The organism is Candidatus Jettenia sp. AMX1, from assembly GCF_030263775.1.
Taxonomy (GTDB): domain Bacteria; phylum Planctomycetota; class Brocadiia; order Brocadiales; family Brocadiaceae; genus Jettenia; species Jettenia caeni.
On the sequence record NZ_SZPP01000047.1, the window covers coordinates 1 to 24997 of the forward strand.

Below are 24997 nucleotides of genomic sequence, written 5' to 3' on the forward strand. Positions count from 1 at the left end.
TGCCCACTTGAAGGACGATAATTAAACTGATTCTCTAACGGCCCCATATATGCTTGCATGCCCGCTTCCCCTTTGATAAATTTGCTGGATTTTCCCCTCCTCTATCGTAATTACCAACCAATACTCTATTTCGATACTTTTTTAAACGATTAAGGAACCATATAAGCCTAATCAAGAGATATTAAGTTACCCTATAGTAAGTACAAATTCAGCGTTTTTTAGACTAATCACCCTGCATATACTATCAACGACACAGACTGTTGCATTAGGAATTCCCATCCCTTTATTAAACATCTTCATCCTATCATATTTTTCCTTATTATGAAGGAGATCGGTAATAAGTTCTATGAGTTTTTCAGGCGTCAGATCAAATTGCTGTAACAAATACCCTCCACCATTGCTTACTAATTCCATTGCATTCCAGTATTGATGATTGTCGGCAGCATATGGATATGGTATTAATATAGCAGGAATACCTATTGCAGTAATTTCAGCAATTGTAGTTGCACCCGCTCTACAAACAATTAAATCTGCCATAGTAAGAGCACTACCCATATCGTCGAGAAAGCTACATACAAATGCATCTATTTTCGTTTGTTCATATGCTGCTTTTACCGTTTTATAACTATATTCACCGGTACAATGGATTATTTGTAATTCGTTTGATAATAATTCTAATCTGGGTAAACATCTCAATATAACTTCATTAATAGCCTGTGCTCCCTGACTCCCACCGGTAATAAGCAGCGTCTTCTTAGAATGACTTAATCCGAATTTCCCTGAAGGGCACATTTTTTTGCTGTATAAAATATCCTTTCGAATCGGTGTCCCTGTTACACGAACAATCTTTGCCTTGCTGAACCATTTAACAGACCCTCGCCAATGGCAATATATCTCGTCAACCCACCTGGATAAAAATCGATTCGCCTTGCCGGGAATTACATTTTGTTCAAGCAATACCGATGGAATACTAAGCAATTTTGCAGCAATAATTGGCGCAGCAGATGCATACCCGCCTAAACCAATCACAATATCAGGTTTCAATTTTCTCATCTCAACTAAGGATTCTACAACACCTATAAACAGAGCACCTACAAAGGTAAATATATGTTTCCATGATTTCTTCCATTCTTTTGCACTCGTTTGCCGAAATTGGAATCCCCGTTGCTCTACACATCGCTTCTCAAATTCTTTTCCCGTTCCAAAAAATACAATTTTTGCATCATGAAACCGGAACCGAATTTCTTCTGCGGTACTCAATCCAACCATGAGATGCCCGCCAGTGCCGCCCCCTGCAAAAATTACTTTCATTTTCTCTACCCCTTTTCCTTCTCATGAATACATTCTATAAAAAATAAATATACAGAATGTATCATAAGATAACTATGTGTGTATAATTTACCTGCATGATTTGCTATATAATTCCACTCTGTTACCAGGAGAAATTTGCTATTTTAGCAGCGATCTTATGATAAATCCTCATGAAAACTGGCGGCTTATTCTCTGTATCTTGAAGAGAGTCCATATTGTCAACAGATACCGGTAAATTTTCTCCTGGCGCAGAATGTCTTGCCACATTGATCAATATACCAATCCCTGCCATTGAAAATAAAAGAGACGATCCTCCTGAACTAACAAAAGGTAAAGGGATACCTTTTGTTGGCATCATGCCAGAAACAACTGCAATATTAATAATCGCTTGCAATCCAAACATTATGGTAATCCCAAGCCCCAAAAAGAAGCCAAATATATCCTTGGCTGAATGTACAATTTTTAACCCCTGCCATAGTAATAATATAAATAAACTTATAACAACTATCACCCCAAGGAAACCAAACTCCTCACCAATAATGGTAAAGATAAAATCGCTACTGCTTTCTGGCAAGAAGAAGAGTTTTTGCTTGCTGTTTCCAATCCCTAAACCTGTCAAACCACCGGAACCAAGGGCAATCCACGATTGAATTACGTGATACCCTGTCCCGGAAGGATCTTCCCATGGGTTCCAAAAGGCCATGAGTCTGTCTTTTCGATATGAGACCTCAAATAACATTTTATGAAGAAATGGTACCGCAGCTATGATCATAAAAGAAATAAAAATGATCCTCGTTCCACCAACAATAAGCATAATAAAAGATAATAGTGCAATAAATGCAGCAGTTCCGAAATCAGGTTCAATAACTATGAGACCGCTTATTAATGCTACAACGCTGATGGGTATTATGAACCCATACATAAATTTGGACATACGGTCGTAATTTTCTGCAATATGATTCGAAATATAGAGTATCATTGCTAGTTTCGCAAACTCTGATGGCTGGATGCCAAACATCGAACTCAATCGTATCCATCTCCGTGCACCATTGGTAACAGTGCCTATTCCTGGCACCAATACCAGCAGGAGAAGAATACCAGACACAACAAGAATGGGCACACTGAATTTCTGTAAATAATGATAATCCACCTTTGCTATTATTATCAACAACCCTGAGCCTACACCTATCCATAAAAGATGTTTCATAAATTGATAACTACTTCCTTTTACTCCAAAAGTCACCATATCAGTACTGTATACGGTAACAATGCTAAACCCTAAGAGTGCAACCATGATATATATAATAAAATGCCAGGGTTTCACCAACAAACTCCTTTAATCTTACAATAAAATAAAACTGAATCCGGCCAGGAGAACTGCAATAATCCAGAACCGGAAAGTAACTTTTGTTTCAGACAACCCTTTGAACTGGAAATGATGATGCAGGGGCGCGCAACGAAAAATTCTCTTCTTTGTCATTTTATAGAAGGAAACTTGCATGATGACAGAAATTGTCTCAGCAATAAAGATACCTCCGATAACAATCATTACCACTTCTTGTTTTACAATAATAGCAACGAGCCCCAGTACGCCTCCCAATGCTAATGAACCTGTATCACCCATAAAAACCTGAGCAGGAAAACAGTTATACCATAAAAATCCTAAACCTCCTCCTGCAAGTGCAGCACAAAAAACGCTCAATTCCTGACTTCCTGCAATATAAGGAATATTCAGATAATTACTGAAATCTACATTCCCCGAAATATAAGCAATAACAGTAAAAACAGCGCCTGCTATAATGCTGCACCCTATCGCTAATCCATCCAGCCCATCAGTAAGATTCACAGCATTTGACATCGCCACAATAAAGAAGGTAACGACTAGTATATAAAAAGGTCCTAAATCAGGTTTAAATTCTTTTATAAAAGGAATTACTATCTGTGTACCCCACGTGAATTTATTAAAATGAAAATATAAAATTAACCCTAATACGAGTCCCAATGCCGATTGAAATAAGAATTTTGACATATCACTTAAACCTGGTGCGTCTTTCTGTGTTAGTTTGATATAGTCATCAATGAACCCAAGAGCGCCAAACCATATCAGCGTAAACATTAATAAAAGGACATACCCATTATAAACGTTACACCAGAGTAAAGTAGAGATAAGAATAGCAACAATTACAATCGTTCCTCCCATAGTAGGGGTATTTTTTTTACTGGAATGCATACGTTTTAGTTCTTCGGAATCCGTTTTTGTCGTATCTTCACCAATCTTCAATGATCTGAGTTTCTTGATGAACCAATGACCAAAAAAAATACTGATGAAAAATGCTGTAAAAGCAGCGAAACATAAACGAAAAGCTACGGATTCAAATATTTCTAATGAAAACCAATGGTATAGCAAGTCTCTTAACCTCGTTAATTATTCATTATCTCTTAAGTCAATTATCTTTGAAATAATTGATACATTCTCTTTTTATCAATAATTCTTTTTCCGTTAAAAACAGTTATGACTCAGTTCCTGTTTAAGAAAAAATTCCCTAAATTTCTCAATAATTTTTTCCATATGCATACCCCTGGAGCCTTTAATTAATACGGTATCATCCTCTTTCAGAGTATTTATTTCGGATGCTGAAATATCCGCAACCTCTTTAAAACTCATGATCCGGCTTTCCGGCATACCGGATAACTTTGCAGCCCTTGCAATATCACATGCATGCTCTCCCACTGTCCATAACGCATCAATATTAAGACGAGCCACCTTCTCTCCAACTTCTCTGTGTAGCTGATATGATTCTTTCCCTAACTCTAACATATCTCCACAGATGAAAACCCTTCTATTCCTCGTATTGATTTCACCAAGATACTGCAAAGCAGCATTTACCGATTCAGGATTTGCATTATATGCGTCATTAATAACGGTAATATTTCCTATACACTGCTGTTCCATTCTCATCGAGGGCAATTTAAAAGAGGAAAGAGCATCCTTTAGATCACGGAGATCATGACCTAATGCATAGCAGATTGCAAAAGATGCCAGACAGTTGTTTATATTATGATCTCCAGGAATCGGAATATAAACATCTAAATAGCCATTAATTGTTATCATATAGCCTGTATTTTTCTTCTTTACATCTGTACATCTTATCTGTGCATGATGATTAAAACCAAAGCTTACAGACTTTCCCTTATACCGGTCAGCAATCGTAATACACCATGGATTATCAATATTGTATACAAACACACCGCCAGTCCGGATATTCTCTAATATTTCGCCTTTTGCCCGGGCAACACCTTCAATACTTCCGAGTCCCTCCAAATGAGTTTTTGAGATGTTAACAATTACAGCAATCTCTGGATTACTAATTTCAGAAAGACGTAAAATTTCACCAGGGGCATTCGTACCCATCTCAAGAACACCATACCGGTGCTTATTTTCTATTTCAAATATCGTTATCGGCACACCGATAAAATTATTGAAACTTTTCTGTGATTTTACCGTCGGGCTAAAACACGACAATAAGTGGTATGTCATTTCTTTTGTAGTAGTTTTTCCATTACTTCCCGTAATACCGATAATCCGTGTACCCAATTTTTGACGATAATATTTTGCCAAATCACCTAAAGCCGTTATAGTATTTGCTACTTGAATTATAGAAGAACTCCTGCCCTTCAAGTCCAAGGTATGCTCGCGGGAAACAACCACACCTATAGCTCCGTCATCTATCGCCTGGACAATAAATTGATGGCCATTAAAATGTTCTCCCGGAATTGCGAAAAACAGATCACCGTTTTGAACATTCCGACTGTCAGTTGACACACCTCTTATTCTGGCATTTTTATCTGCAAATGTCAGTTGTCCATTAACGGCTTTGGCAGCTTCTTCAAAAGATATGGTTTCCATACTTACCTATTACCTTAGCTATTAAAATTTGCTATTAAATTATTTTGTAATCTATGTCTTACAACCTCATGATCATGAAAAGGAGTCATAGTATCTTTTGATATCTGATATTGCTCATGGCCTTTGCCTGCAATAATTACAACATCTCCGCTTTTTGCTTCTAAAAGGGCTTCTTCAATAGCGCTTTTTCTATCAGGTTGTATGCGAAAGGCAGCTTTACTGCTTAACCCTTTTTGAATTTCATGAATAATACTACAAGGATCCTCAGAACGGGGATTATCGCTTGTTATCCAGAAAAGATCGGAATATTTTTCTGCGATATGCCCCATCTTAGGTCTTTTTTTTCTATCCCGGTCTCCGCCGCATCCAAAGACGAGTAAAATACGTCGGGTTGTTATCTCTCTGAGAGTGCTCAAAATTACTTGCAACGCCTGATGTGTATGGGCATAATCAATATAAACAAGAAAATCCTGTCCACAATCAATTTTCTCCAATCGACCAGGAACCATAGGTAAAGATTCGATGCCTGTTTTTATTGTATCGATTGTAAACCCTTGCGCCAAAGTACTTGCAGCAGATGCTAACGCATTATAAATATTGTGTTTTCCCACCAATTTTAGATGGATCGTCTTTTTCCCCCAGGGAGAATTGAGTAAAAACCTTGTTGTATCATTACCCAAATGGATATCCTCTGCTATCACATCGGCATTCTTTCTCTTTATACCATACCAAATTACCCGTGACTTCGTACACTGTGCAAAATACCTACTCATATTATGATCAGCATTCAGTACAGTCATTGCCCCTGAATCTAATTTTTTTACCAATTTTAGTTTTTCTTCTCTATAACTTTTTATATTTTCATGGTAATCAAGATGTTCAGCAGATAAATTTGTAAAAATTGCAGAACTGAAATGAATACCATCTAACCGGTGTTGGGATAAGGCATGAGAAGACGCTTCAATCACAGCGTACCGTATATCAGATTTAAGCATTTGTGAGAGATAACTCTGTATTTCAACAGATTCAGGAGTCGTTTCCTGAGCAGGAATAACTCTCTTTCCAATTTGATATTGAATGGTCCCAATAAGACCAGCTTCACTGCCAGAAGCCTCAATAATTGATTTTGTAAGATAGGATGTTGTTGTTTTACCGTTTGTTCCTGTAATGCCAGTTACTATCATTTTGGAAGAGGGCTCATCATAAAAATGATTACTCATACATGCCAGAGCCTGGCGTGTATCCGGCACGATAATTTGAGGTATTTGCAAAGCAACTTCACTTCTTTTCTCAACAACAAGAGCTACAGCCCCTTTTTCTATTGCCTTAACAAGGAAATCATGCCCATCCAGCTTATGACCTTTGATTGCAACAAACACACAACCCTTTTTGACTTTACGAGAGTCCTGTGTTATCCCGCACACATCCTTCTCCACAAAATCATAAGATTTGTATCTTTTTAGACAGGAACAAAGCTCACGTAATTTCATGTTCTGCTGCCGAATCCTCTTCAAATAGGTTATTTTTCTCTGACGAAGAATAATCAATTTTTAGTGTTGCATCAAAACCCTGTGTCCGTTTACTTCCTGATTGAGTAATCCGTTCGTAGAAACACTTTGTTTTATCGATTTTATCAACTTCTTCAGCATATTCCTTTAGGAGCCTGTCCAGCGTTTCCCTGTTGGTAGTACGAGCTACTTCCAGTTCTTTTTCTGTTGCATAAAGACTATACCATAGAATAAAATTTTGTTTTTCAATTTCTTTGTCTTTCATCTTCGTCTTCCTGTTTACTAAGATGATTATCGTAACAAAAACAAAAAATATTTCATGATTCTTTTCTTAGCCGTTACCATTGCCCTTACATTGCTTTTAAAAAGCATACATAATCCGCAATTATTGCATCGCCATCTGGAATTTTAAAGGCTCAACTCCAAGATAGAGCAACGACCTTCGAATAATTTCCCGCACCGCAGGAGCCGCAACGGTACCGCCGTAATATGCACCGTTCTGAGGCTCATTAATCATTACCAATACACAAATACGGGGCTGGTCTGCAGGAGCATAGGCAATAAAAGAACCCACATATTTTTCGTGAGAATATCGTTTTCCCTCATCAGAAGTTTTTTGTGACGTACCTGTCTTCCCGGCAATATCATACTCAAATAGATTTGCACTTTTTCCAGTACCTTCCGTAACAACCTTCATCAATATAGGATTCATCATATTACGTGCAATATTTACATTCATTACCCTTCGAACAAGTTGCGGATGTTGAAATTCTTCTTTTATTTTATTATCGTCACTTACCATTGACTTTATAATACTCGGCTTCAGTAATACCCCTCCATTCGGGATAGCACAAAAAGCTGTAATAAACTGCAATGGTGTAACAGCAACCTCATGTCCTATCGAAATAGATACCAGAGAGTAGGTGTCTGACCACTGCTTAGCTGGACGGAAGATACCTCCGATTTCCCCTGGTAGTTCAATTCCCGTCTTTTCTCCAAATTTAAACTGCTTAAGATATTGATACATCTTTTGTATCCCCATAAGCATTCCTAACTTGGCCATTCCAATATTACTTGAATAAGAAATAATTTCAGCAACAGTAAGATTGCCATGACCTCCGTGAGTATCATGAAGAGTTCTGCCTTTTATTTCATAAACACCATTATTGCAAAATAAAACATCATCAGGTCTTACTATACCTTCTTCCAGTAAGCCTGAAAGTACAATAGGTTTCATTAACGAACCAGGCTCATAACAATCGGTAATAGCAAGATTTCTCCGGTTATTTGAATGATATTTCTTGAAATGATTCGGATTATAGGTAGGATAATTGGCCATACCAAGCACTTCACCTGTCATCGGATCCATAGCAATTGCTGTTGCGGAGGAAGGCATCCACTTCTCACAGGCAATCCCTAATTCTTCTTCAACGATATGCTGAATATTAGCATCAATTGTCAGAACAACAGTATTTCCATGCCTAGGCAATTGCACCTTTGAGTCCGGTGTGATAATCTGGCGCTGCAGTGCATCTCGGAAAATGAGTTTATATCCCGATTTCCCCGATAACATATCATCAAATGATAATTCAATACCTTCTATTCCTTTCTCATCAATATTGGTAAATCCAAGGACATGACTTCCTAATTGCTGATTGGGATAAAACCGGTGATATTCGTGACTCATATAAACACCTTTTAATGACAACTTTGCTATTGCACGAAGTTCTTCATCACCTATCTTTCGCTTAATCCAAACGAATCGCTTATCTTTATTCAGCAGTTTGATTAACTTTGAGGAGTTAAGCTTTAAAATCTTACTGAGATGATATGCTACATGAGGGATGTCTTCAATTTCAGTAGGGTCAGCATAAATAGAACCTACTTGTAAAGATTCTGCAAGTGTATTTCCATTCCGGTCTAAGATTGAACCTCTTCTTGCGGGTAGCTCAATCTTCTTACACTGCTGCGCTTTGGCTAGTTTTGTATATTTATCATGATCAATTATTTGAATACCCGCTAAACGAATAGCAAGGAAGATAAAAACTGCGATGAAAAAAACACCAATACTATTTACCCAAAACCTATGTTTTTTTAAAGGCAACACGTTGGTAATTTTATAAAATTATATAAATTAAGCGGATAATGTAAGATCAAACCTTCTAATTATGTAATGAACAGCAATTTAATAGGGGCACTTTTTGTGTATATAAATCTTCTGTCAAGCTTGTTTTTATTAATCCCGTTGCATTTCTTTCTCTATTTACTTGCCTTGCTACCAATATCGCTGGTAAATCTCCCTGGGGAATGAGAGGCAACTTGAGTATCTGTATCTTATAGGCAATAATGTCAGGTGATAATAAACGACTGACATGATAATTCACCTTTCTACTCTTTTCCGACAATTCGGCACAATCCTTTTGTAACTTAGCTACTTGATATCCTATTTCTACAATTTTATTTCTCTCCCATACCACGAGTGTTGCCATCATAATAGTGATAAAAAACATCAACAATATCCTTGCTATACCCATATTAAATCCTTTCTGCCGCTCTAAGTTTTGCACTTCTGCATCTTATGTTTTTTTCTATTTCAGCTTCACCTGGACTTATAGGCTTTTTTGTAAGTATCTTAAATATCCCCTGATTCGCTTTTTCTACGAATTTGTTCTTCACAATTCGGTCTTCAAGGGAATGGAAACTAATAATCACAATACGAGCCCCGGCAAACATATAATGATGAATTTTATCCAAAAAATTTCCTAAACTATCCAATTCTCTGTTTACAGCAATTCTCAATGCCTGAAATGTCCTGGTAGCAGGATGAATTTTACTTTTGCCGACAGGAACAATTCGCTCGATTATAGCAGCCAATTGTCTTGTTGAAGTAATCCCTGTCTCTTTTTCTGCTCTTAGTATAGCACGCGCAATTCTTCTCGACCATCGCTCCTCTCCGTATTTCTTCAATAATTCTTCCAGTTCCTTTTCAGAAAGCCTCTGAATCAGATCATGCACTGTAACGCCTCTTGATCGATCCATCCTCATATCGAGCGGGCCTTCTTTTGAGAAACTGAAACCACGTTCTGCCCAATCAAATTGTAGCGAAGAGGCTCCCAAATCAAGTAAAACACCATGTACTTTGTCAACCCCTGCTTGTCGCAATACTTCATCAACATCGGAATAATCGGCATGATAAAACTTACCTATAGTATTATTTATTTTTGATAAATATTCTTTAGCTATGTACAGTATTTGCAAGTCCTTATCGATGCCAATCAAAAGTCCATTTGGTTTGACTTTTTCTATTATTTTACTTGCATGCCCGCCACTTCCTACTGTACCATCCAATATGATTTGTCCTGGCTTCAAACATAAATAATTTAGCACCTCTTCAATCATTACCGGTATGTGAGGAGGGTTATTTACCAGATCATCCATTTTATTACATGAAACTTTTATAAAACATGGTAAAGTACTTACTCCGCTTCGTCTGAAGAACGGTTAAATTGAAATAAATCCTCTGCAATCTCTTCAAATGCTTTCTCATATTCCAACTCAAAATCCTTCCATCTTTTTTCATCCCAAATCTCAATACGGCTATGTACCCCTACAATCACAATATTCTTTTGAATCTTAGCAAAATCTTTCAAATATTGAGGAATCAGTATACGACCTTGCGGGTCACATTCCGGAATTTTCTGCGCTTTAGAAAAAAAAAGGCGCTGGAATTGACGCGCCTTTTTATTAGTAAAAGAGAGTTGTTCGATCCTTGAAACGACATTCTGCCATACTTTGGGTGTATACATGAACAGACACGTATCTAGTCCTCGAGTTATAAAAAATCCCTTACCTTCTACCTCTATGTTGATACCCTCACGTAGAGGAGCCGGTATGGCTAGTCTATTCTTGTCATCAATTGTGTGATGGTATTCCCCGGTGAACATTTATAAATTTTCCCCCACTTTTCACCACTTAATACCACTTACCGTAATGACAATAAACTTTTTTAGATATTTGTCAAGAAGTATTTTTCTTGTTACTTTACAGAGAATAAAATCAAGGTATCCTTGCATACAATTAGATGTATTTTTTAAAATATAGATATACTATATATTGTATAATACTTTAAATATTTTTAAAGAAATACTTAAACTTATTTTTTTAACTCATAAGGCTTATAACATTGATTAGCTGTCTAAAATAATGTATGATAATTTTAATGAATGTTATTGTACCTAAGTCAGTTGAAATCTGTACTAAATTAGCCGATTTCGATTATGATCTTCCAAAAGACTTAATTGCACAGCAACCGTTGGAAAATCGGGATGATGCGCGACTTTTGATACTCTATCGGAATACAGGTAAAATAGAACACCGTAAATTTTATGAAATTACTGATTATCTTTCCGATGGGGATTTATTGGTTCTCAATAATACCAAGGTAATTCCAGCACGCATACGAGGAAACAAGACCAGTGGCGCTTCAATTGAACTGCTATTTATAGAAGAGTTAGAAGAGAATCAATGGAAGGTATTAATAAAATCAAGGGCAAAATTAAGAGAAAAAGAAGAAATACGTATTGATAGCAAGATAATCTCTGTAAATTTACTCGGAAGATCAGAAGATGGTGCATGGTATGTAGAGTTTAATAAAGATGTTGATATAAAAAGAATTATGAATAAAATAGGAGAAATGCCTCTGCCTCCCTATATAAAACGCAAGAAAGACAGCAACGCATTATATTCGCTGGATCAAGAACGATATCAAACGGTATTTGCCAAAAAAGCAGGCGCTATTGCAGCTCCAACAGCGGGTTTGCATTTTAGTCAAAATATTCTTAAGAATATAAAGACACTTGGAACAGAAATAGAATTTATTACCCTCCATGTAGGTTTAGGTACTTTTCTGCCCATTAAAACAGAAGATATCCGAAACCATCAGATGCATAAAGAATATTATGAATGTTCTGAAGAAGTTGTTAAAAAAATAAAGAAGACGAAAGAAAAAAATAACCGTGTAATCGCTACGGGAAGTACCGCATGTCGCGTTCTCGAAACGGTTGCCGTGAATGGTAAAGCACCACAACTTTCTGGTTGGACAAGTTTATTTATACACCCTCCTTATCATTTTCAGTATGTTGATATTTTACTTACTAATTTTCATCTCCCGAAAACCACACTATTATTATTAGTCTCTGCCTTTGCAGGGAGGGAAAATATCATGAATGCTTACGAAATAGCCAAAAGTAAAGGATATCGTTTTTTTAGCTATGGAGATTGCATGATGATTATTTAGGGGAAAAGTAAGAATTTATCAACTTCCTAATTTTTCCCTTAAATACATTTGTACCTTTTTTCCGTCTAAGACACTGCCATGTTTGCTCATAATTAATTTCATTGCTGCTCCCATCTCTTTTGCAGTAAACTTATTACTTTCAATAACTTCACTAACGATTTTTTTAATCTCATCATCTGAGAGTTGTTCCGGCAGGTATTCCTCGACAATTGCAATCTCTCTATCTAATTCCTTTACCTTCTCAGGCAGATGCAATCTTTCATATTCTTCGCAAGTTTTTTTGAGTTTCTTATAATATCCACGAACGACCTCAGTATAATCAATTTGATCTTTTGGTTTACCAGATGTATCGGCAATCTTAACATCAGCAAGCATCATACGCAATACCGATGTCCTTAATTTATCTTGTGCCTTCATAGCCGTTTTTAAGTCTTCTGTTATCCGATCTTTCAAATTCATGATCTATTCCTCTTTAAATGAATATCCCCCAACTTTATGTCCACAATTGGGACAATACAAGGGTGCGCCCTCGTAATATTTACCACAATACTTACAAGGTGTTAAGATTTCTACTCTTTTAACCTGCTTTGCTCTTACTACCAGATAGAGCGGTAAAAACACAATCATCAGAAAAAATACCCCTAACATCCAGCCTACAGCGGTAAGAGTTTTGTACCCTCTGTTTTTAGCATCCATATACACCCAAACAGCCACTCCTGCTGCAATAATTAATCCAAGAAATCTCATAACTCACCCTTTCCAAATTCTTAGAAATATTAGCACATAAAATTTTTCGAATCAAACAATTATCAGGATCCCCAGTCCGATTCAAAAACATTAGCATAGTAAGAAAATTGCTCTTGAAAGAATTAAACCTTTTAGTACAATAGCATTTTATATTTTAACATGAATTATTACAATAGATACAATAAATCTGTTACAGGAGATTGGTAATGAAATACCTATATACGGCCGAAAATTGTCCGAAATGTGAGTCTTTAAAAAAGAAATACAAGACTGAAGGTGTACAATTTATCGAAAGGGATGCAGACCGGATTAAGCGGCCAGATGATGAAATCGACCGTGAAGCTTTGGTACAAGCTTCAATGCAAAATATGGAACTACCGGTAGAGGTAGATATGTAATTTTAACCTTTAGCTAAACCCCAGCGTTCTCTTATATGCTTTTCCATTTTAACAAAAAACAAGCGGTCGACTAAAATACCAATAATAATAATTACAATCATTACGGCGATAACCTGGCTCATATCATTTAATTCTCTTCCGATCATTAAAAGATGCCCCAGCCCAAGGCATACAATTAACAACTCACCAGCCATCAATGAACGCCAGGCAAAAGACCATCCTTGCTTCATCCCTGTAATGATATAGGGAAGAGCAGCAGGGAGAATAACCTCAAAGTACAAATTCAATCCTCTTGCTCCCATAGTCTTTGCTGCGCGAATATAGAGAGGAGGAACACTTTTAATTCCCGCATCTGTTGCAATGGTAATAGAAAGCACAGCGCCCATAGCAACTAAAAATATAATGGCCTTGTCATTTAAGCCAAACCAAAGTAGTGCCAGGGGTAGCCAGCAAATTGTAGGTAATGTTTGTAAGCCCGAGATTAAAGAACCAAGCGTTTCTTCGAAAATCCGAATTCTTCCAATAAGCAGACCCAAAAGAACACCGATGACGATGGAAATCCCATATCCAATAGCAATTCTTTTCATACTAATCGCTATCCCTATAAGGAACGTTTGATCTTGAAACCCATGAATCAGGGTTTTGTATACTGAAACGGGGGAAGGAAGAACATATTCTGGCCATATTGCCAACCGAAATAATAACTCCCAAATCCCAAGTAACAGGGTAAAGAATATCACTTTTTTAAAGATACTGTACATGTATCAAATCCCTCCACCAATATCCATTTTTGCTGGTTCGTCTGTTGTACATTTTATGTCACACTCGACACAAGAATCGATATCCATCTCGCACTGCACAACTTTATTGATCTCCGCTTTCAGCTCTTTCATAACCCATGTAGAATACTCCGCTACATTTACATCATTATCATCACGAGGCCTTGGTAAATCAACCAAAAATTCTTTCTTAATTTTTCCTGGTGTGGTGGAAAGGACTATTATCCGGTCTGCTAAACATACAGCCTCCCGGATATTATGGGTAATAAACAAGATTGTTTTTTTTGTTTTTAACCATATATTCTGTAATTCAAAATGAAGTATCCATCTTGTCTGTGCATCGAGCGCCGAAAAGGGCTCGTCCATCAAAAGCATCTCCGGATTCATCGCAAGGGCTCTTGCTATAGCGACACGCTGCTTCATTCCGCCGGAAAGTTCATGCACATGTGAATTCTGGAATTTTGACAAATGAACCATTTTAAGATATTCAATCGCTGTACTTCTCCTTTCACTACCGTTAACGCCCTTTAATTTTAGCCCAAATTCAACATTTTTTATCACATTCATCCATGGAAAAAGAGCGGCCTCTTGAAATATAACAACCCGGTCCGTTCCTGCGCCATTTACTCTACGGCCGTTAGCCCATATCTCTCCGGAATCTGCCTTCTCAAGTCCTGCAACAATGTTTAAAAGAGTCGTCTTTCCACATCCGGAAGGTCCGACGATACATACAAATTCCCCTTGCCGTATTTCAAGGTTTATATCTTCTAATACATAAACCTTTCCATTCTTTGACTGGAACGATTTAGATAAATGTTGAATACATAATTTCGTAGATGTTTGTACTTCGGTTTTGACATTTGTATAATCCAACTCTACGAGACTATCAATTCCTATGCTTTCTGACACGACGTTACTACCTCCCAATAGCCATAAATTATTTTCTATCGTTCATCCACAAGCGGCAACGATTTCTCCTTAAGCACTTCATTAAGTAAACGCAAATCGATCATACCCGATAAATCAGGCATCTTCTTCCCTAAAAAGCCAGCATTATACGCCATCTCCGCATAAGAAACCAGGGAGAGGACAATAGGATCATACGTAATTTCTAATTTTGAAAAAGCACCGTCAATTACTTCTTTCGGTAATTGTATTCCAGAAATGGCCTTAATCTGCTTACAAATAATCTTCCTTGCTCTTTTAGGGTGTTGATTAATCCACTGGCTTATTCTAACATGTGCCCCTAACCACTGCTTTACTAAATCAGGATGTTTCTGTAAAAATTCTGTCCCGACAATTATCAGCGTTGAACAGAAACGACCATCTTTCCATAAGCTTTTCTCATCAAGAAAAATCTTACCTTTTCCCTCGATAACGAGTCTGGTTCCCCACGGTTCTGGCACCCAAGCTCCATCAATTTGTTTTCTCATAAAAAGATTCAATATATCAGGATTACGTAAAGGCAGGATATTAACCGTCCCTCCCCTTTCTCGAGGTTTCAAACCACTTTTTCTCAGATATTCCCGAAGGGCAATATCCTGTGTGTTTCCAAGCTGTGGTGATGCAATACGCTTTTCAGAAAGATCGGCAGCCTTTTCCATTCCAGAGTCCGGCCTTACAATAAACAACGCCCCACCGCTTACTACACCAGAAACTACCTTGAACGCCTTACCGCCTGACCGTACATACCCATTTATAGCAGGACTGGGACCAACATATGCAATATCGATATCCCCGGAAAATACTGCCTCAATGATAGATGGGCCTGCATTAAAAAGGGTAGTCTTTATCTTAATTTCAGGCCCTAAGTAAGATGCAAAAGTACCGTTGGCTAATCCAAGAACCGCTTGTGCGTGAGTAATATTCGGAAAATACCCAACACGGATTACAGAATTATTGGCCTTCTTCGAACAGGCAATACCATGTATAATAAAAAAGAACAAAAGTAACAAAACACCAAAAAATCTTAAAATCTTCACTCTCTTCTTTTATCCCAATTTATTCATAAATTATAAAATCATTAAAACACGAACCTGGAAAGCCATGGATTAGTAAAAATTCACAAAATCTACCATATTGGTAGACATTTAGTTAAAATTTTTTATATTGCATAAGTAAAGACATCGCTCTCTTTCTTATCTAACGATTCTTTAGCACGTTTACACATATCCGCAAAGGTCATGGTATCTAATACATCAGTTATAGCATTTCGAATATCCATCATCACACTCCGTATTACACAGTTGACTTCCTCCGAACACGGCTTGTAGGCCATCTTACTTACGCAGTTTACCGGTGCAATTGCCCCATCAAGTGCTCGAATCACTTCACCTAAAGTAATGAGGTCAGGTGATCTTGCTAATTCATAACCACCCTTAAGACCCATCTTACTATTGAGTATGCCTACTTTTCTTAATGTAAGAAGTATATTTTCTAAAAATTTTTGTGGTATCCTTTCCTTTGCAGAAATCTCTTTAATCTGCAGGGTTCCCTTCTGATAATTCATCGCAAGATAAATCATTGCACGAAGGGCATAATCACTTTTTTTAGAGAGTTTCATAAATATTCTCTATGAGGAACAAGTTATATAAAACTAGTAGACATTATAATAAAAGAATACGAAATGTCAACTAATTTTACATTATTTTTGCAGCAGTAATAATTGCTTTATCCAAAGTATTGAATTTTTCTATATATTCGACACGCTCACATCGTAAATCTGACACCTGTTTTATAATATCATCAACACTATAAAATTTTTCAACATCGTATTTAGATAAATCTACACCCTCAATAAATGAAGGAACTTCAAGGTTCCAGTATTTATCTTTACCCCATATGTTAGTACCACGTACAATGCCCCGAATAATGGATGACATCTCCGGAATTTCCACTCGCTGCACCTTGCGCTTCGTTACCTTTCCACCATCTGACTGTTTTTCGATAATCTCTCCAAGACCACCGGTATTTAACTGATAGCAATGTACCTTGCGCTCATGCCTTTTAACAAAATCATAGAACCAATTTCCTTCATATGATTTATCCCCTATGATAAAAGGATTCGTACCTACTTCCCGAATCGATTCCCCTGCACGTCTTGGATCACCAGCCGATGTTTCAATAGATTCACCTAGCATGAACACTGCAGCCGCCTGTTCAGAGGTAAGTCTAACGGCAAGCGGTACAACGGTATGACGGCGCGTAATAAAGGCAATTATAAGCCCATCAACTTCATCAATGGGTGGTAAGTTAATAGTATCTGAAATATACGGATGGAGATCTTCGCGCATCATAATCCCACGTCCATTACTCGTTAAGGTATCATCATTAAAATAAAGATTACCCTCGTAATCGACCATAACATTTTCAAAGACGGCGTCACGCGATGTTGTTGCTTTATAAATTATCGGTTGAGTAACCGGGTCCAGCCCTTCTGTTTTTAAATAGAACCCGCGCTCTGATCCATAAGCAGAGCCGTCTTTCTTCAGGAACACCACGTCATCTTGTAATATCTCAATACCTTCATCTTTACCATGTAAGTCATGGGTATGGCAAGTGTGTGTCGTTTTCCCTGTGCCGCTCATTCCAAAGATAAGCATCCCATATCTCCGGAGACGCCCATCACTTCCCCTTGCCTTTAAGATCTTCGAACCTGCGTGAAGACCCAGCATCCCTTTCTGTTTGGCATTCCACATCGCCATTCTCAAGAACCCTTTCTTGGACTCGCCATAATAATCACTTCCTAACACAATCGTGGTACTAATCTCCGGGAAAACGAGGATTTGTCGTTCCGCCTCCTGCCACTCAGGGATATAAACAATATACTGTTTTAGTTTTCCATCAGGTCTCGGTGAAAAAAGAGTCGCCCATGTCATATAAGCAAGCCGGATCATCTCAGGTCTTTGGATAGAAACATAGATAGTACAACTCGGGGAAAATTCGCTATTATTCCCCATCGTTCTACTAATTCTTACGAAAGGCGCTCGTTTAACATAGTCTTCAACCAGAGCTAACGTTTTCGGTAAATTATTCATAATCTCATTTTGCTGAGCATTGAGTGTTTTTAAACGAACAGCATCGCTCCCCACATATACAGTTACCTTCGCGCTACGATTTTTTACGGTGGAATGAACGGCCACATTGCCAAATTTCGTGAATGAGGCAAACCTCTCTGCGCTGCGTCGTAAAGTCCAATCGGTGGAATTAATAACATTCGGAGATTCCTTAAAAGATTCTACAATCCGTTTTACTACCTCAAATTCCTCAGTGAGAGAAGATATTATCGGCATTTCGAATTCCCCAAATAAATTTACCTGAGTATAACGCTATTAAGCACCAATCTAAAATTGGCTTATTATTAAAGATGTAATTTCCTCTATTCCTATATGGCTTTCTGTTTTCACTGAAATAACAACAGTATCCAACTTTACAAAGAAAGGAAATACGAGCCACTATATTGATTGTGAAAAAGAAAAATGCTTTCTCTTCAACAGGCCTGCCATAGTAAAGAAGTTGACGTAAAACTGTTCAGCTTGTTTCATGTAAGGTTTTTCTCCGGTGTTATAATCTGCTATCATTTTCTGTTTATCAGAGACAATACCCTTGAGAGATTCTAGTTCCTTAGCATAGGCATCGGCCCATTGAATGATCATGTCCTTTGTTATCTCTACATGGAATTGGATACCATAAATATTCCGGCCATATTTTAATACCTGATTCTGACAGAGTTCTGAAAAGGCTAATCTTCTTCCTCCTTCAGGTATACCAAAGGTATCGCCATGCCACTGAAATACCTTAAATACTTCTGAAAAATCTCTAAATAAATCATCATGTAATCCGTAATCATTCAATACGATTTTGTACCATCCAATTTCTTTTTCAGGATTTTTCGTTACTCTGGCGCCTGTTGCTTTTGCAATAAGTTGTGCACCTAAACAAATTCCCAAAAATGGAACTTCCTCTTCAATTACCCTTTTGAGTAAGAGACCCTCGTCTCTCAGAAACGGATATTTCTCTTCCTCATACACGTTCATGGGTCCGCCAAGAGAAATAAGTGATTGAAAGGATTTCTCTAATTTAGGCAATCTATCTCCCTGTGAGAGATCAATAACCGTTGATGGTATCCTGTTGTCTGCCAAAAAATCCGCTATAGTACCAGGACCCTCAATCGTTATGTGTTTTATGAATACTATCATTGCTAACGCTCCTCGTTAAATTATAGGACCCATAATCTGGAAAGTGAAACTGAAACACATTATACTGGAATTTTAAGGTTAGCGTATCTTTTCTTGAAATGGAGTGTTCCTTTATTTCATAAAGAGACGGCCCATCGGACGTCTCTACAATTTTTCTATGCCTTGTCACTTAGCTTGAATACGCAATACTCTGCACACATAGAACAGACCTCATCATTTTGAGGCCGTCCTCTTTCACGGATATTTTTAGCCACTATGGGATCTATACAGGTGTTGAATTGGCCCTGCCAATCCCTTTTTCTCCTATAATGCGACATCTTTTTATCCCATTCCCACGCTGATTTAACACCCTTCACAATATCGGCAGCGTGAGCAGCAATCCTTGCTGCCATTACACCATTTCTTACATCAGTTGGATTGGGCAGACTCAAATGTTCCGTTGGTGTTACATAACATAAAAAGTCAGCTCCTGCTGCTGCTGCTATAGCTCCCCCAATAGCAGAGGTAATATGGTCATATCCGGGAGCAATATCTGTTACAATCGGCCCAAGCACATAAAAAGGCACTCCCTTACAGAGTTCCTTTTGTAATTGCACGTGCGCGGTCACTTGATTTAAAGGCACATGTCCAGGCCCTTCTACCATAACTTGTACATTGGCATCAAGTGCCCTTTGGGCTAGTTCTGCAAGAACATTTAGTTCGTAAATTTGCGCACGGTCGAATGCATCGGCCAGAGCTCCTGGCCGCATGGCATCTCCAAGGCTAAGCGTCACATCATACTCTTTCGCTATAGCCAATATCTCATCATATTCTTCATAGAAAGGATTCTCCCTGCCGTTGTGGACCATCCATTCTACTAAAAATGTCCCGCCACGGCTTACAACGCCACAAATACGTTTATTTTCTTTCAGATGCTTGAGTACACCTCTCGTGGCGCCGCAGTGAACGGTAATAAAATCCACGCCATCCTCGCAGTGTAATCTTACCGCATCGAGCATATCTTCCGCAGTCATATCTACTATTGTATGTTTATGCTGAACAGCCTTGACGGCTGCCTCATAAATTGGTACGCTGCCTACCGTAAGAACGGTTGATTCTATAATCCTTCTTCGTATCGATCGCAAATCGCCGCCGGTGCTAAGGTCCATTACTGCATCAGCGCCTGCTTCTTCCGCTACCCGTAATTTTTCCAGCTCGTTCACAATATCAGCATAATCGGCCGAAGTCCCTATATTGGCATTAACTTTTGTTTTAAGTCCTGCACCGATACCACAAACCTTTGTAGCCCTGCGTTTGTGATTCACAGGAATAACAATCTTGCCTTCGGCAATACGCAGCTTTATATATTCAGGGTCAAGATCTTCCTCTTTTGCAACCTGTCTCATTTCCTGTGTTATGATATTTTGTCTAGCTTTTTGTAGCTGTGTCATATTTTCCTCGATCTTTATCCTTAGATTGACCCTTCGTGTGTTCCCTTTCAGCAAATGCATAAAGCTGAGCCACTTCACGTCCGGTCAGTTTTCGGTATTTACCGATTTTCAAATTATAATCGGACAGATTGCCAATTTTTATCCTCCGTAAAATACGCACCTTATATCCATGATCGGCGAGCATACGACGAATCTCTCTATTTTTGCCTTCCTTTAACATCATCTCAAACCTGCTTCTCAATTTTCCTTTATGTACATTTTTAATTCTCACTGGCCGCGTCTTGCCAAAGGAAAGCCAAACACCGGATTCCAATGACTTGATTGCCTGGTCAGTCAAATAGCCATCTACCTCTACAAAATACGTTTTATTAACCTCGTACCGCGGATGAGATAGTTTGTTGGCAAAATCGCCATCATTTGTTAAAACAATAAGACCTTCGCTTTCCTTATCCAGTCTTCCGACTGTATATATCCTTTGAGTTATATTATTCAGTATATCAATTGCCTTCAGACGATCAAGCTCGTCCCGATTTGTACATACATAACCTTTGGGCTTATTGAGTAAATAGTAAATCTTGGGTTGTTTCCGTACCAATATTCCATCACAATAAATCTTATCTTTTTCTGCATTAACAGATGTACCCAGGGTCGTGATGGGCTGTCCATTCACAGTTACTCTTCCGGAAGTAATGATTTTTTCACATTCACGGCGTGAGCCAACCCCTGCCTCCGCTAATACCTTTTGCAATCGTTCTAGCATGAATATTCCTTAAAAATTAGCCACGAATAAACACGGCAAGTTGTATTCTGTAAAATTCTATAACCACCCCTTGGCATACTATTGATTAAGCGCCTCGTTTCCTTTTCTTACCTTACGTGATCTTATGTCTTTTTTGTTTTATTTGTGTCTATTCGTGTTCGCTCGTGGTTAGATTATTCTTCATTACATTTTTACTTTTTATCTTCTTTTTCGCATCACGCAACATTTCCTGAGCTTGTTTTCTGGTAATATCTGTTTTTTCACTGCCTCTGATCATATCTGCGATCTCTTCAAGACGGGCATCACTTGATAGGTTTTCAATAACAGAGTATGTTTTGTTATCCTTTACGAACTTATTTACCTTCCATTGTTCATCAGCATAGCAAGCAATTTGGGGAAGGTGGGTAATACAGATTACCTGATGAGATTTTGCTATACTACTCAATTTCTCACCAATTACTTCCCCCATCCTACCACCGATATTAGCATCAATCTCATCAAAAACCAGCACCGACGTCTTATCTACTTTGGCTAACTGATGCTTCAAGGCAAGCATGACTCGTGATATTTCACCGCCGGAGGCAATTTTCCTGAGTGGTTTTAAATCTCCCCCAGGGTTAGGTGAAATGAGAAATTCAATTTGATCAAAACCATAGCTATGGGCATTTGAGGCTTGTGAATTTCCCCCATCAGGCAAGAAGGGAGATGTTATTTGAACAAGAAATTTGCCATGAGGCATACCTAATTCATGGAGTTCTTTATCTATTAAAGGGGCTAATTTATTAGCCGTTGCGACTCGCTTTCGAGTTAATTCACATCCCTTTTGTCTTAAGAAATCTGATAATACTTTTAACTCTTCATCAACCTGCTCAGCCGTTGTTTTTTCTTCAGAAAGTTGCTTCAGTTTTACTTGGATCTCATCATGATATGATAGAATCTCCTCTATCGTATTTCCATATTTCATCTTTAACTTTCGAATCGTATTTAAACGTTCTTCAATATATTCTAATCTTTGAGGATCGTAATTAAAACTATCTCTAAATTTCCCTAAAGAAAAGGCCGCATCTTCTGTTTGATAAAGTAATTGATTACAGACATCGAATATCTTTAACAAGGTTTCATCAAGTTTTGCAATGGATTGTAGTTCTTTGACAACGGATTTTAACCTTGAAACAACAGCGTCAGGAGATTCATAGAGGTGCAAGTAACAAGAGGTTATTGTGGTATATATTTTTTCAGCATTATTTAAAATATTCTTCTCTTTTTCAAGCTCTTCTATTTCGCCTTCCCTAAGTTGCGCCTTATCAATCTCCTCAATCTGAAAGGCATATAAATCCATTCTTTGTCTTCGTTCCTGCTGATTATTTCTCAGAACATCACGCATTTTTGTCTTTTCTATAACTTGTTGATGCACCTCTGAAAAATCTTCTCGTAATGAAGAAATCCCTCCAAGGTCATCTAAGATATAGAGTTGGTTGATTCCGTGCAATAGGGTTTCATGCTCGTGCTGACCATGAATACTAACCAATATCTCTCCAATCTCTTTTAACATAGATACCGTTAAAGGAATACCATTTAAGCGACATCTACTCCGTCCACTGGTATCTATACTTCTTTGTATTAATAATTCCTCTTCAATAGTATTATTGCCAGAAACCCTTTTAATCTGCTTTAAAATACTCTCATCCTTGGCATGGAATTTCGCGATTACCGTAGCTTCGTCTTTTCCACTCTGTACAATATCAGAAGTTGCGCGTCCACCGAGGATAAAATTCAGGGCACCGATTACCAGTGATTTTCCCACGCCTGTTGCCCCACTAAACACGTTCAACCGTTCACAAAGTTTAATGGTAACTTTATCAATTAATACGAAATTAGTTATATATAGCTCTTGCAGCACGGTGGTTATTTTACCATTTTCTGCAAATAAAGATGTAACAACTTTTATTGTATTTTAGCACCTGATTTTATATCTTTTTCCGTTGTAAGAATTACTACCTGATCTCCATCCTTTGCAGCCAGTAGCATTCCCTGGCTCTCAACACCCCGGAGAGTCGCAGACGCCAGGTTATTTACAATAATAATCCTTTTCCCAATAAGTTCTTCAGGTGTGTAATTTTTTCTGATCCCTGCAACAATTTGCCTACCTTCCAGACCGTCTCCTGCATCAATCTTCAGGATAAGTAGTTTGTCAGCATTTGGATGTGGCTCAGCATGCTTCACTTCAGCAACTCGCAAATCTATCTTCAAAAAATCTTCGATTGAAATCATACCAAAACCTTTCATAAGATTAAGAGTAAAGAGGTCTTACATGATAATAGTACTCGTTGAAAAAATACTTTATTTTGCATTAACTATCAATGCATATTCAATAGTAAAAAGGCTTATTTATTGTAATGAATATAACTATTTTTAAAAGATGTGTCAATGAATTAAACCAAGAGCGCATGGTTGTAATTTGGAACTCTTCAGACTAATCAGATTCAGAATGATTAGGGGAAATGAATCTTACCATACGTATGCCATGGTGACCATGACCATAATAATCAGCTAAATATTCCTGATCAATAAAGCCAAGTTTGTAATAGAGGTTGATAGCTCCCTGATTTTTTGCATTGACTTCAAGAAAAATACGTTGGACACCACGTACAGCGAGTGCATTTAGAATATGGCTAACCAATCTTTGTCCTATGTAATTTCCCTGTGCATCTGGATGCACAGCCACAGCATATAATCGGCCAGAATTTGATTTGGAATGGCGACGTACTAGCCCTGCAGCCCATCCTAATACCCGCCCCTTACCTTCTGCTACTATCACAGTTGCGCGAGGATTTGCAATCAAATGCTGAACCTGCCTTTGGTTAAACCTCTCCTCAATGCGAGAAAAGCCGGCAGTCTCTAATTCAAGAATTGCTGCAATATCCTGAACTGTAGCAGAGCGAAGATGGATTGGAGCGATGTTATGACGATACTTGAGCATTGATATAATACTTCGTCAATAAATTTTACTCATAGCCAGTCTACTGACTGCTCTTTAAAATAAGTTCCCGCTCAAACAATTTCTGAATGGATTTGAGCCGTTTGATATTATTATGCTTACGCGACATAACACTGATATCTAAACCAATACGCATCTTTAGATTGTGCCATAGTATATATTTTATAAGATTTTATTTTGCAATATAATAGCATTTATAGGCTAAATCAAGGGAAAATAATGAAATCTATAGTATGACAAACTATTTTATTAATTTCTTGATTTGTTGAATAATTTCAGGAAATTAACAATAGGAAGATATATTCTTATAAAAATAAAAGCCCTCACAATCTGTGAGGGCTTCATGAGTATTTCACAAGTAACTTTAAGGAAGATTAGCGCGGAGGGAGCGCTCCCCGGTATCCTCCACCATCGAGACCAGGCCAACTAGATGGTAATGGTATAGCGCCATATGCCGCAGGGCCGTCAGGGGCAGGATAGTAATCTTTATCTAATTGAGGATTAGCTTCTGTTCCATTCTTCTCCCAGCCAGGTGCATAATATTTTCTGGAAGCATCAAAGAGTTTTGATGATTTAAACGCAGAAAGGCTTTTGAAATAGTATGAACTGCTTCCTAATTTCTCCTCCCACGATCTAAAAAAATAGTTCTTAGGTCCGGCTACCGA

25 protein-coding genes and 1 pseudogene are annotated in these 24997 nt (G+C 37.9%); 2 read left to right on the forward strand and 24 right to left on the reverse strand.

What is annotated here, in order from left to right:
* Window positions 1-186 precede the first annotated feature (186 nt).
* The 10 genes from murG to mraZ all read right to left on the reverse strand — a co-directional run bounded on the left by murG (window position 187) and on the right by mraZ (window position 10670).
* On the reverse strand, window positions 187-1311 hold the full coding sequence (murG, locus tag FBQ94_RS13835) for an undecaprenyldiphospho-muramoylpentapeptide beta-N-acetylglucosaminyltransferase (RefSeq protein ID WP_007223091.1): 1125 nt from the start codon (window positions 1309-1311) through the stop codon (window positions 187-189).
* Window positions 1312-1432: 121 nt separating this feature from the next.
* Window positions 1433-2635: a putative lipid II flippase FtsW gene (gene ftsW / locus FBQ94_RS13840; RefSeq protein WP_007223092.1), complete on the reverse strand. Its 1203-nt coding sequence runs from the start codon at window positions 2633-2635 to the stop codon at window positions 1433-1435.
* 18 nt (window positions 2636-2653) lie between these two features.
* On the reverse strand, window positions 2654-3718 hold the full coding sequence (gene mraY / locus FBQ94_RS13845; RefSeq protein WP_040544553.1) for a phospho-N-acetylmuramoyl-pentapeptide-transferase: 1065 nt from the start codon (window positions 3716-3718) through the stop codon (window positions 2654-2656).
* 93 nt (window positions 3719-3811) lie between these two features.
* Complete coding sequence (locus tag FBQ94_RS13850) at window positions 3812-5218, reverse strand: UDP-N-acetylmuramoyl-tripeptide--D-alanyl-D-alanine ligase (protein ID WP_007223095.1); 1407 nt, start codon at window positions 5216-5218, stop codon at window positions 3812-3814.
* Between the two features lie 14 nt (window positions 5219-5232).
* Window positions 5233-6708, reverse strand: coding sequence for a UDP-N-acetylmuramoyl-L-alanyl-D-glutamate--2,6-diaminopimelate ligase (locus tag FBQ94_RS13855; RefSeq protein WP_007223096.1), 1476 nt, complete (start codon window positions 6706-6708; stop codon window positions 5233-5235).
* Window positions 6695-6991, reverse strand: a complete 297-nt coding sequence (locus FBQ94_RS13860) for a hypothetical protein (protein ID WP_007223097.1) — start codon at window positions 6989-6991, stop codon at window positions 6695-6697. The genes FBQ94_RS13855 and FBQ94_RS13860 overlap by 14 nt, the downstream gene beginning before the upstream one ends.
* Window positions 6992-7111: 120 nt before the next feature.
* On the reverse strand, window positions 7112-8833 hold the full coding sequence (locus tag FBQ94_RS13865) for a peptidoglycan D,D-transpeptidase FtsI family protein (RefSeq protein ID WP_051006234.1): 1722 nt from the start codon (window positions 8831-8833) through the stop codon (window positions 7112-7114).
* Between the two features lie 55 nt (window positions 8834-8888).
* A complete protein-coding gene (locus tag FBQ94_RS13870; protein ID WP_007223099.1) occupies window positions 8889-9260 on the reverse strand; it encodes a hypothetical protein in 372 nt (123 codons plus the stop codon).
* 1 nt (window position 9261) lies between these two features.
* Window positions 9262-10164: a 16S rRNA (cytosine(1402)-N(4))-methyltransferase RsmH gene (rsmH, locus tag FBQ94_RS13875; protein ID WP_007223100.1), complete on the reverse strand. Its 903-nt coding sequence runs from the start codon at window positions 10162-10164 to the stop codon at window positions 9262-9264.
* A gap of 38 nt (window positions 10165-10202) precedes the next feature.
* Entirely contained in the window at window positions 10203-10670 is a 468-nt protein-coding gene (gene mraZ, locus FBQ94_RS13880; RefSeq protein WP_040544556.1) for a division/cell wall cluster transcriptional repressor MraZ, read from the reverse strand.
* 275 nt (window positions 10671-10945) lie between these two features.
* On the opposite strand from mraZ, the gene queA reads away from it, so the two are divergent.
* Window positions 10946-12022, forward strand: coding sequence for a tRNA preQ1(34) S-adenosylmethionine ribosyltransferase-isomerase QueA (gene queA / locus FBQ94_RS13885; RefSeq protein ID WP_007223102.1), 1077 nt, complete (start codon window positions 10946-10948; stop codon window positions 12020-12022).
* Between the two features lie 18 nt (window positions 12023-12040).
* On the opposite strand, the gene FBQ94_RS13890 is transcribed toward queA, so the two are convergent.
* Together FBQ94_RS13890 and FBQ94_RS13895 are read right to left on the reverse strand one after the other, a co-directional pair.
* On the reverse strand, window positions 12041-12481 hold the full coding sequence (locus FBQ94_RS13890) for a GatB/YqeY domain-containing protein (RefSeq protein WP_007223103.1): 441 nt from the start codon (window positions 12479-12481) through the stop codon (window positions 12041-12043).
* Window positions 12482-12484: 3 nt separating this feature from the next.
* On the reverse strand, window positions 12485-12769 hold the full coding sequence (locus tag FBQ94_RS13895; protein WP_007223104.1) for a hypothetical protein: 285 nt from the start codon (window positions 12767-12769) through the stop codon (window positions 12485-12487).
* Window positions 12770-12975: 206 nt separating this feature from the next.
* Here FBQ94_RS13895 and FBQ94_RS13900 point away from each other — a divergent pair, with 206 nt between their 5' ends.
* Complete coding sequence (locus tag FBQ94_RS13900; protein ID WP_007223105.1) at window positions 12976-13167, forward strand: thioredoxin domain-containing protein; 192 nt, start codon at window positions 12976-12978, stop codon at window positions 13165-13167.
* 2 nt (window positions 13168-13169) lie between these two features.
* Here FBQ94_RS13900 and FBQ94_RS13905 read toward each other — a convergent pair whose 3' ends face one another.
* The 12 genes and pseudogenes from FBQ94_RS13905 to FBQ94_RS13960 form a co-directional block, all read right to left on the reverse strand.
* Window positions 13170-13754: an ABC transporter permease gene (locus tag FBQ94_RS13905; protein WP_007223106.1), complete on the reverse strand. Its 585-nt coding sequence runs from the start codon at window positions 13752-13754 to the stop codon at window positions 13170-13172.
* Between the two features lie 177 nt (window positions 13755-13931).
* A complete protein-coding gene (locus tag FBQ94_RS13910; protein WP_051006254.1) occupies window positions 13932-14819 on the reverse strand; it encodes an ABC transporter ATP-binding protein in 888 nt (295 codons plus the stop codon).
* Window positions 14820-14890: 71 nt separating this feature from the next.
* Window positions 14891-15928, reverse strand: coding sequence for an ABC transporter substrate-binding protein (locus FBQ94_RS13915; protein WP_007223108.1), 1038 nt, complete (start codon window positions 15926-15928; stop codon window positions 14891-14893).
* 122 nt (window positions 15929-16050) lie between these two features.
* Entirely contained in the window at window positions 16051-16509 is a 459-nt protein-coding gene (locus FBQ94_RS13920; RefSeq protein ID WP_007223109.1) for an RrF2 family transcriptional regulator, read from the reverse strand.
* 76 nt (window positions 16510-16585) lie between these two features.
* A complete protein-coding gene (locus tag FBQ94_RS13925) occupies window positions 16586-18238 on the reverse strand; it encodes a phosphoenolpyruvate carboxykinase (protein ID WP_007223110.1) in 1653 nt (550 codons plus the stop codon).
* A 162-nt stretch (window positions 18239-18400) separates the two neighbouring features.
* Window positions 18401-19144, reverse strand: a complete 744-nt coding sequence (locus FBQ94_RS13930; RefSeq protein ID WP_007223111.1) for a type 1 glutamine amidotransferase — start codon at window positions 19142-19144, stop codon at window positions 18401-18403.
* Between the two features lie 155 nt (window positions 19145-19299).
* A complete protein-coding gene (gene thiC, locus FBQ94_RS13935) occupies window positions 19300-20574 on the reverse strand; it encodes a phosphomethylpyrimidine synthase ThiC (protein WP_007223112.1) in 1275 nt (424 codons plus the stop codon).
* The gene (locus FBQ94_RS13940) at window positions 20552-21334 is read right to left on the reverse strand and encodes a pseudouridine synthase (protein ID WP_007223113.1); all 783 of its coding nucleotides are present in this window, start codon (window positions 21332-21334) and stop codon (window positions 20552-20554) included. Before FBQ94_RS13940 ends, thiC begins: the two co-directional genes overlap by 23 nt.
* A gap of 148 nt (window positions 21335-21482) precedes the next feature.
* On the reverse strand, window positions 21483-23234 hold the full coding sequence (gene recN / locus FBQ94_RS13945; protein ID WP_051006235.1) for a DNA repair protein RecN: 1752 nt from the start codon (window positions 23232-23234) through the stop codon (window positions 21483-21485).
* Window positions 23235-23278: 44 nt separating this feature from the next.
* A complete protein-coding gene (gene metG, locus FBQ94_RS13950) occupies window positions 23279-23605 on the reverse strand; it encodes a methionine--tRNA ligase subunit beta (RefSeq protein WP_007223115.1) in 327 nt (108 codons plus the stop codon).
* Window positions 23606-23807: 202 nt separating this feature from the next.
* The gene (locus FBQ94_RS13955) at window positions 23808-24314 is read right to left on the reverse strand and encodes a GNAT family N-acetyltransferase (RefSeq protein WP_007223116.1); all 507 of its coding nucleotides are present in this window, start codon (window positions 24312-24314) and stop codon (window positions 23808-23810) included.
* A gap of 392 nt (window positions 24315-24706) precedes the next feature.
* Window positions 24707-24997, reverse strand: a pseudogene (locus FBQ94_RS13960) (right-handed parallel beta-helix repeat-containing protein); the annotation flags it as partial.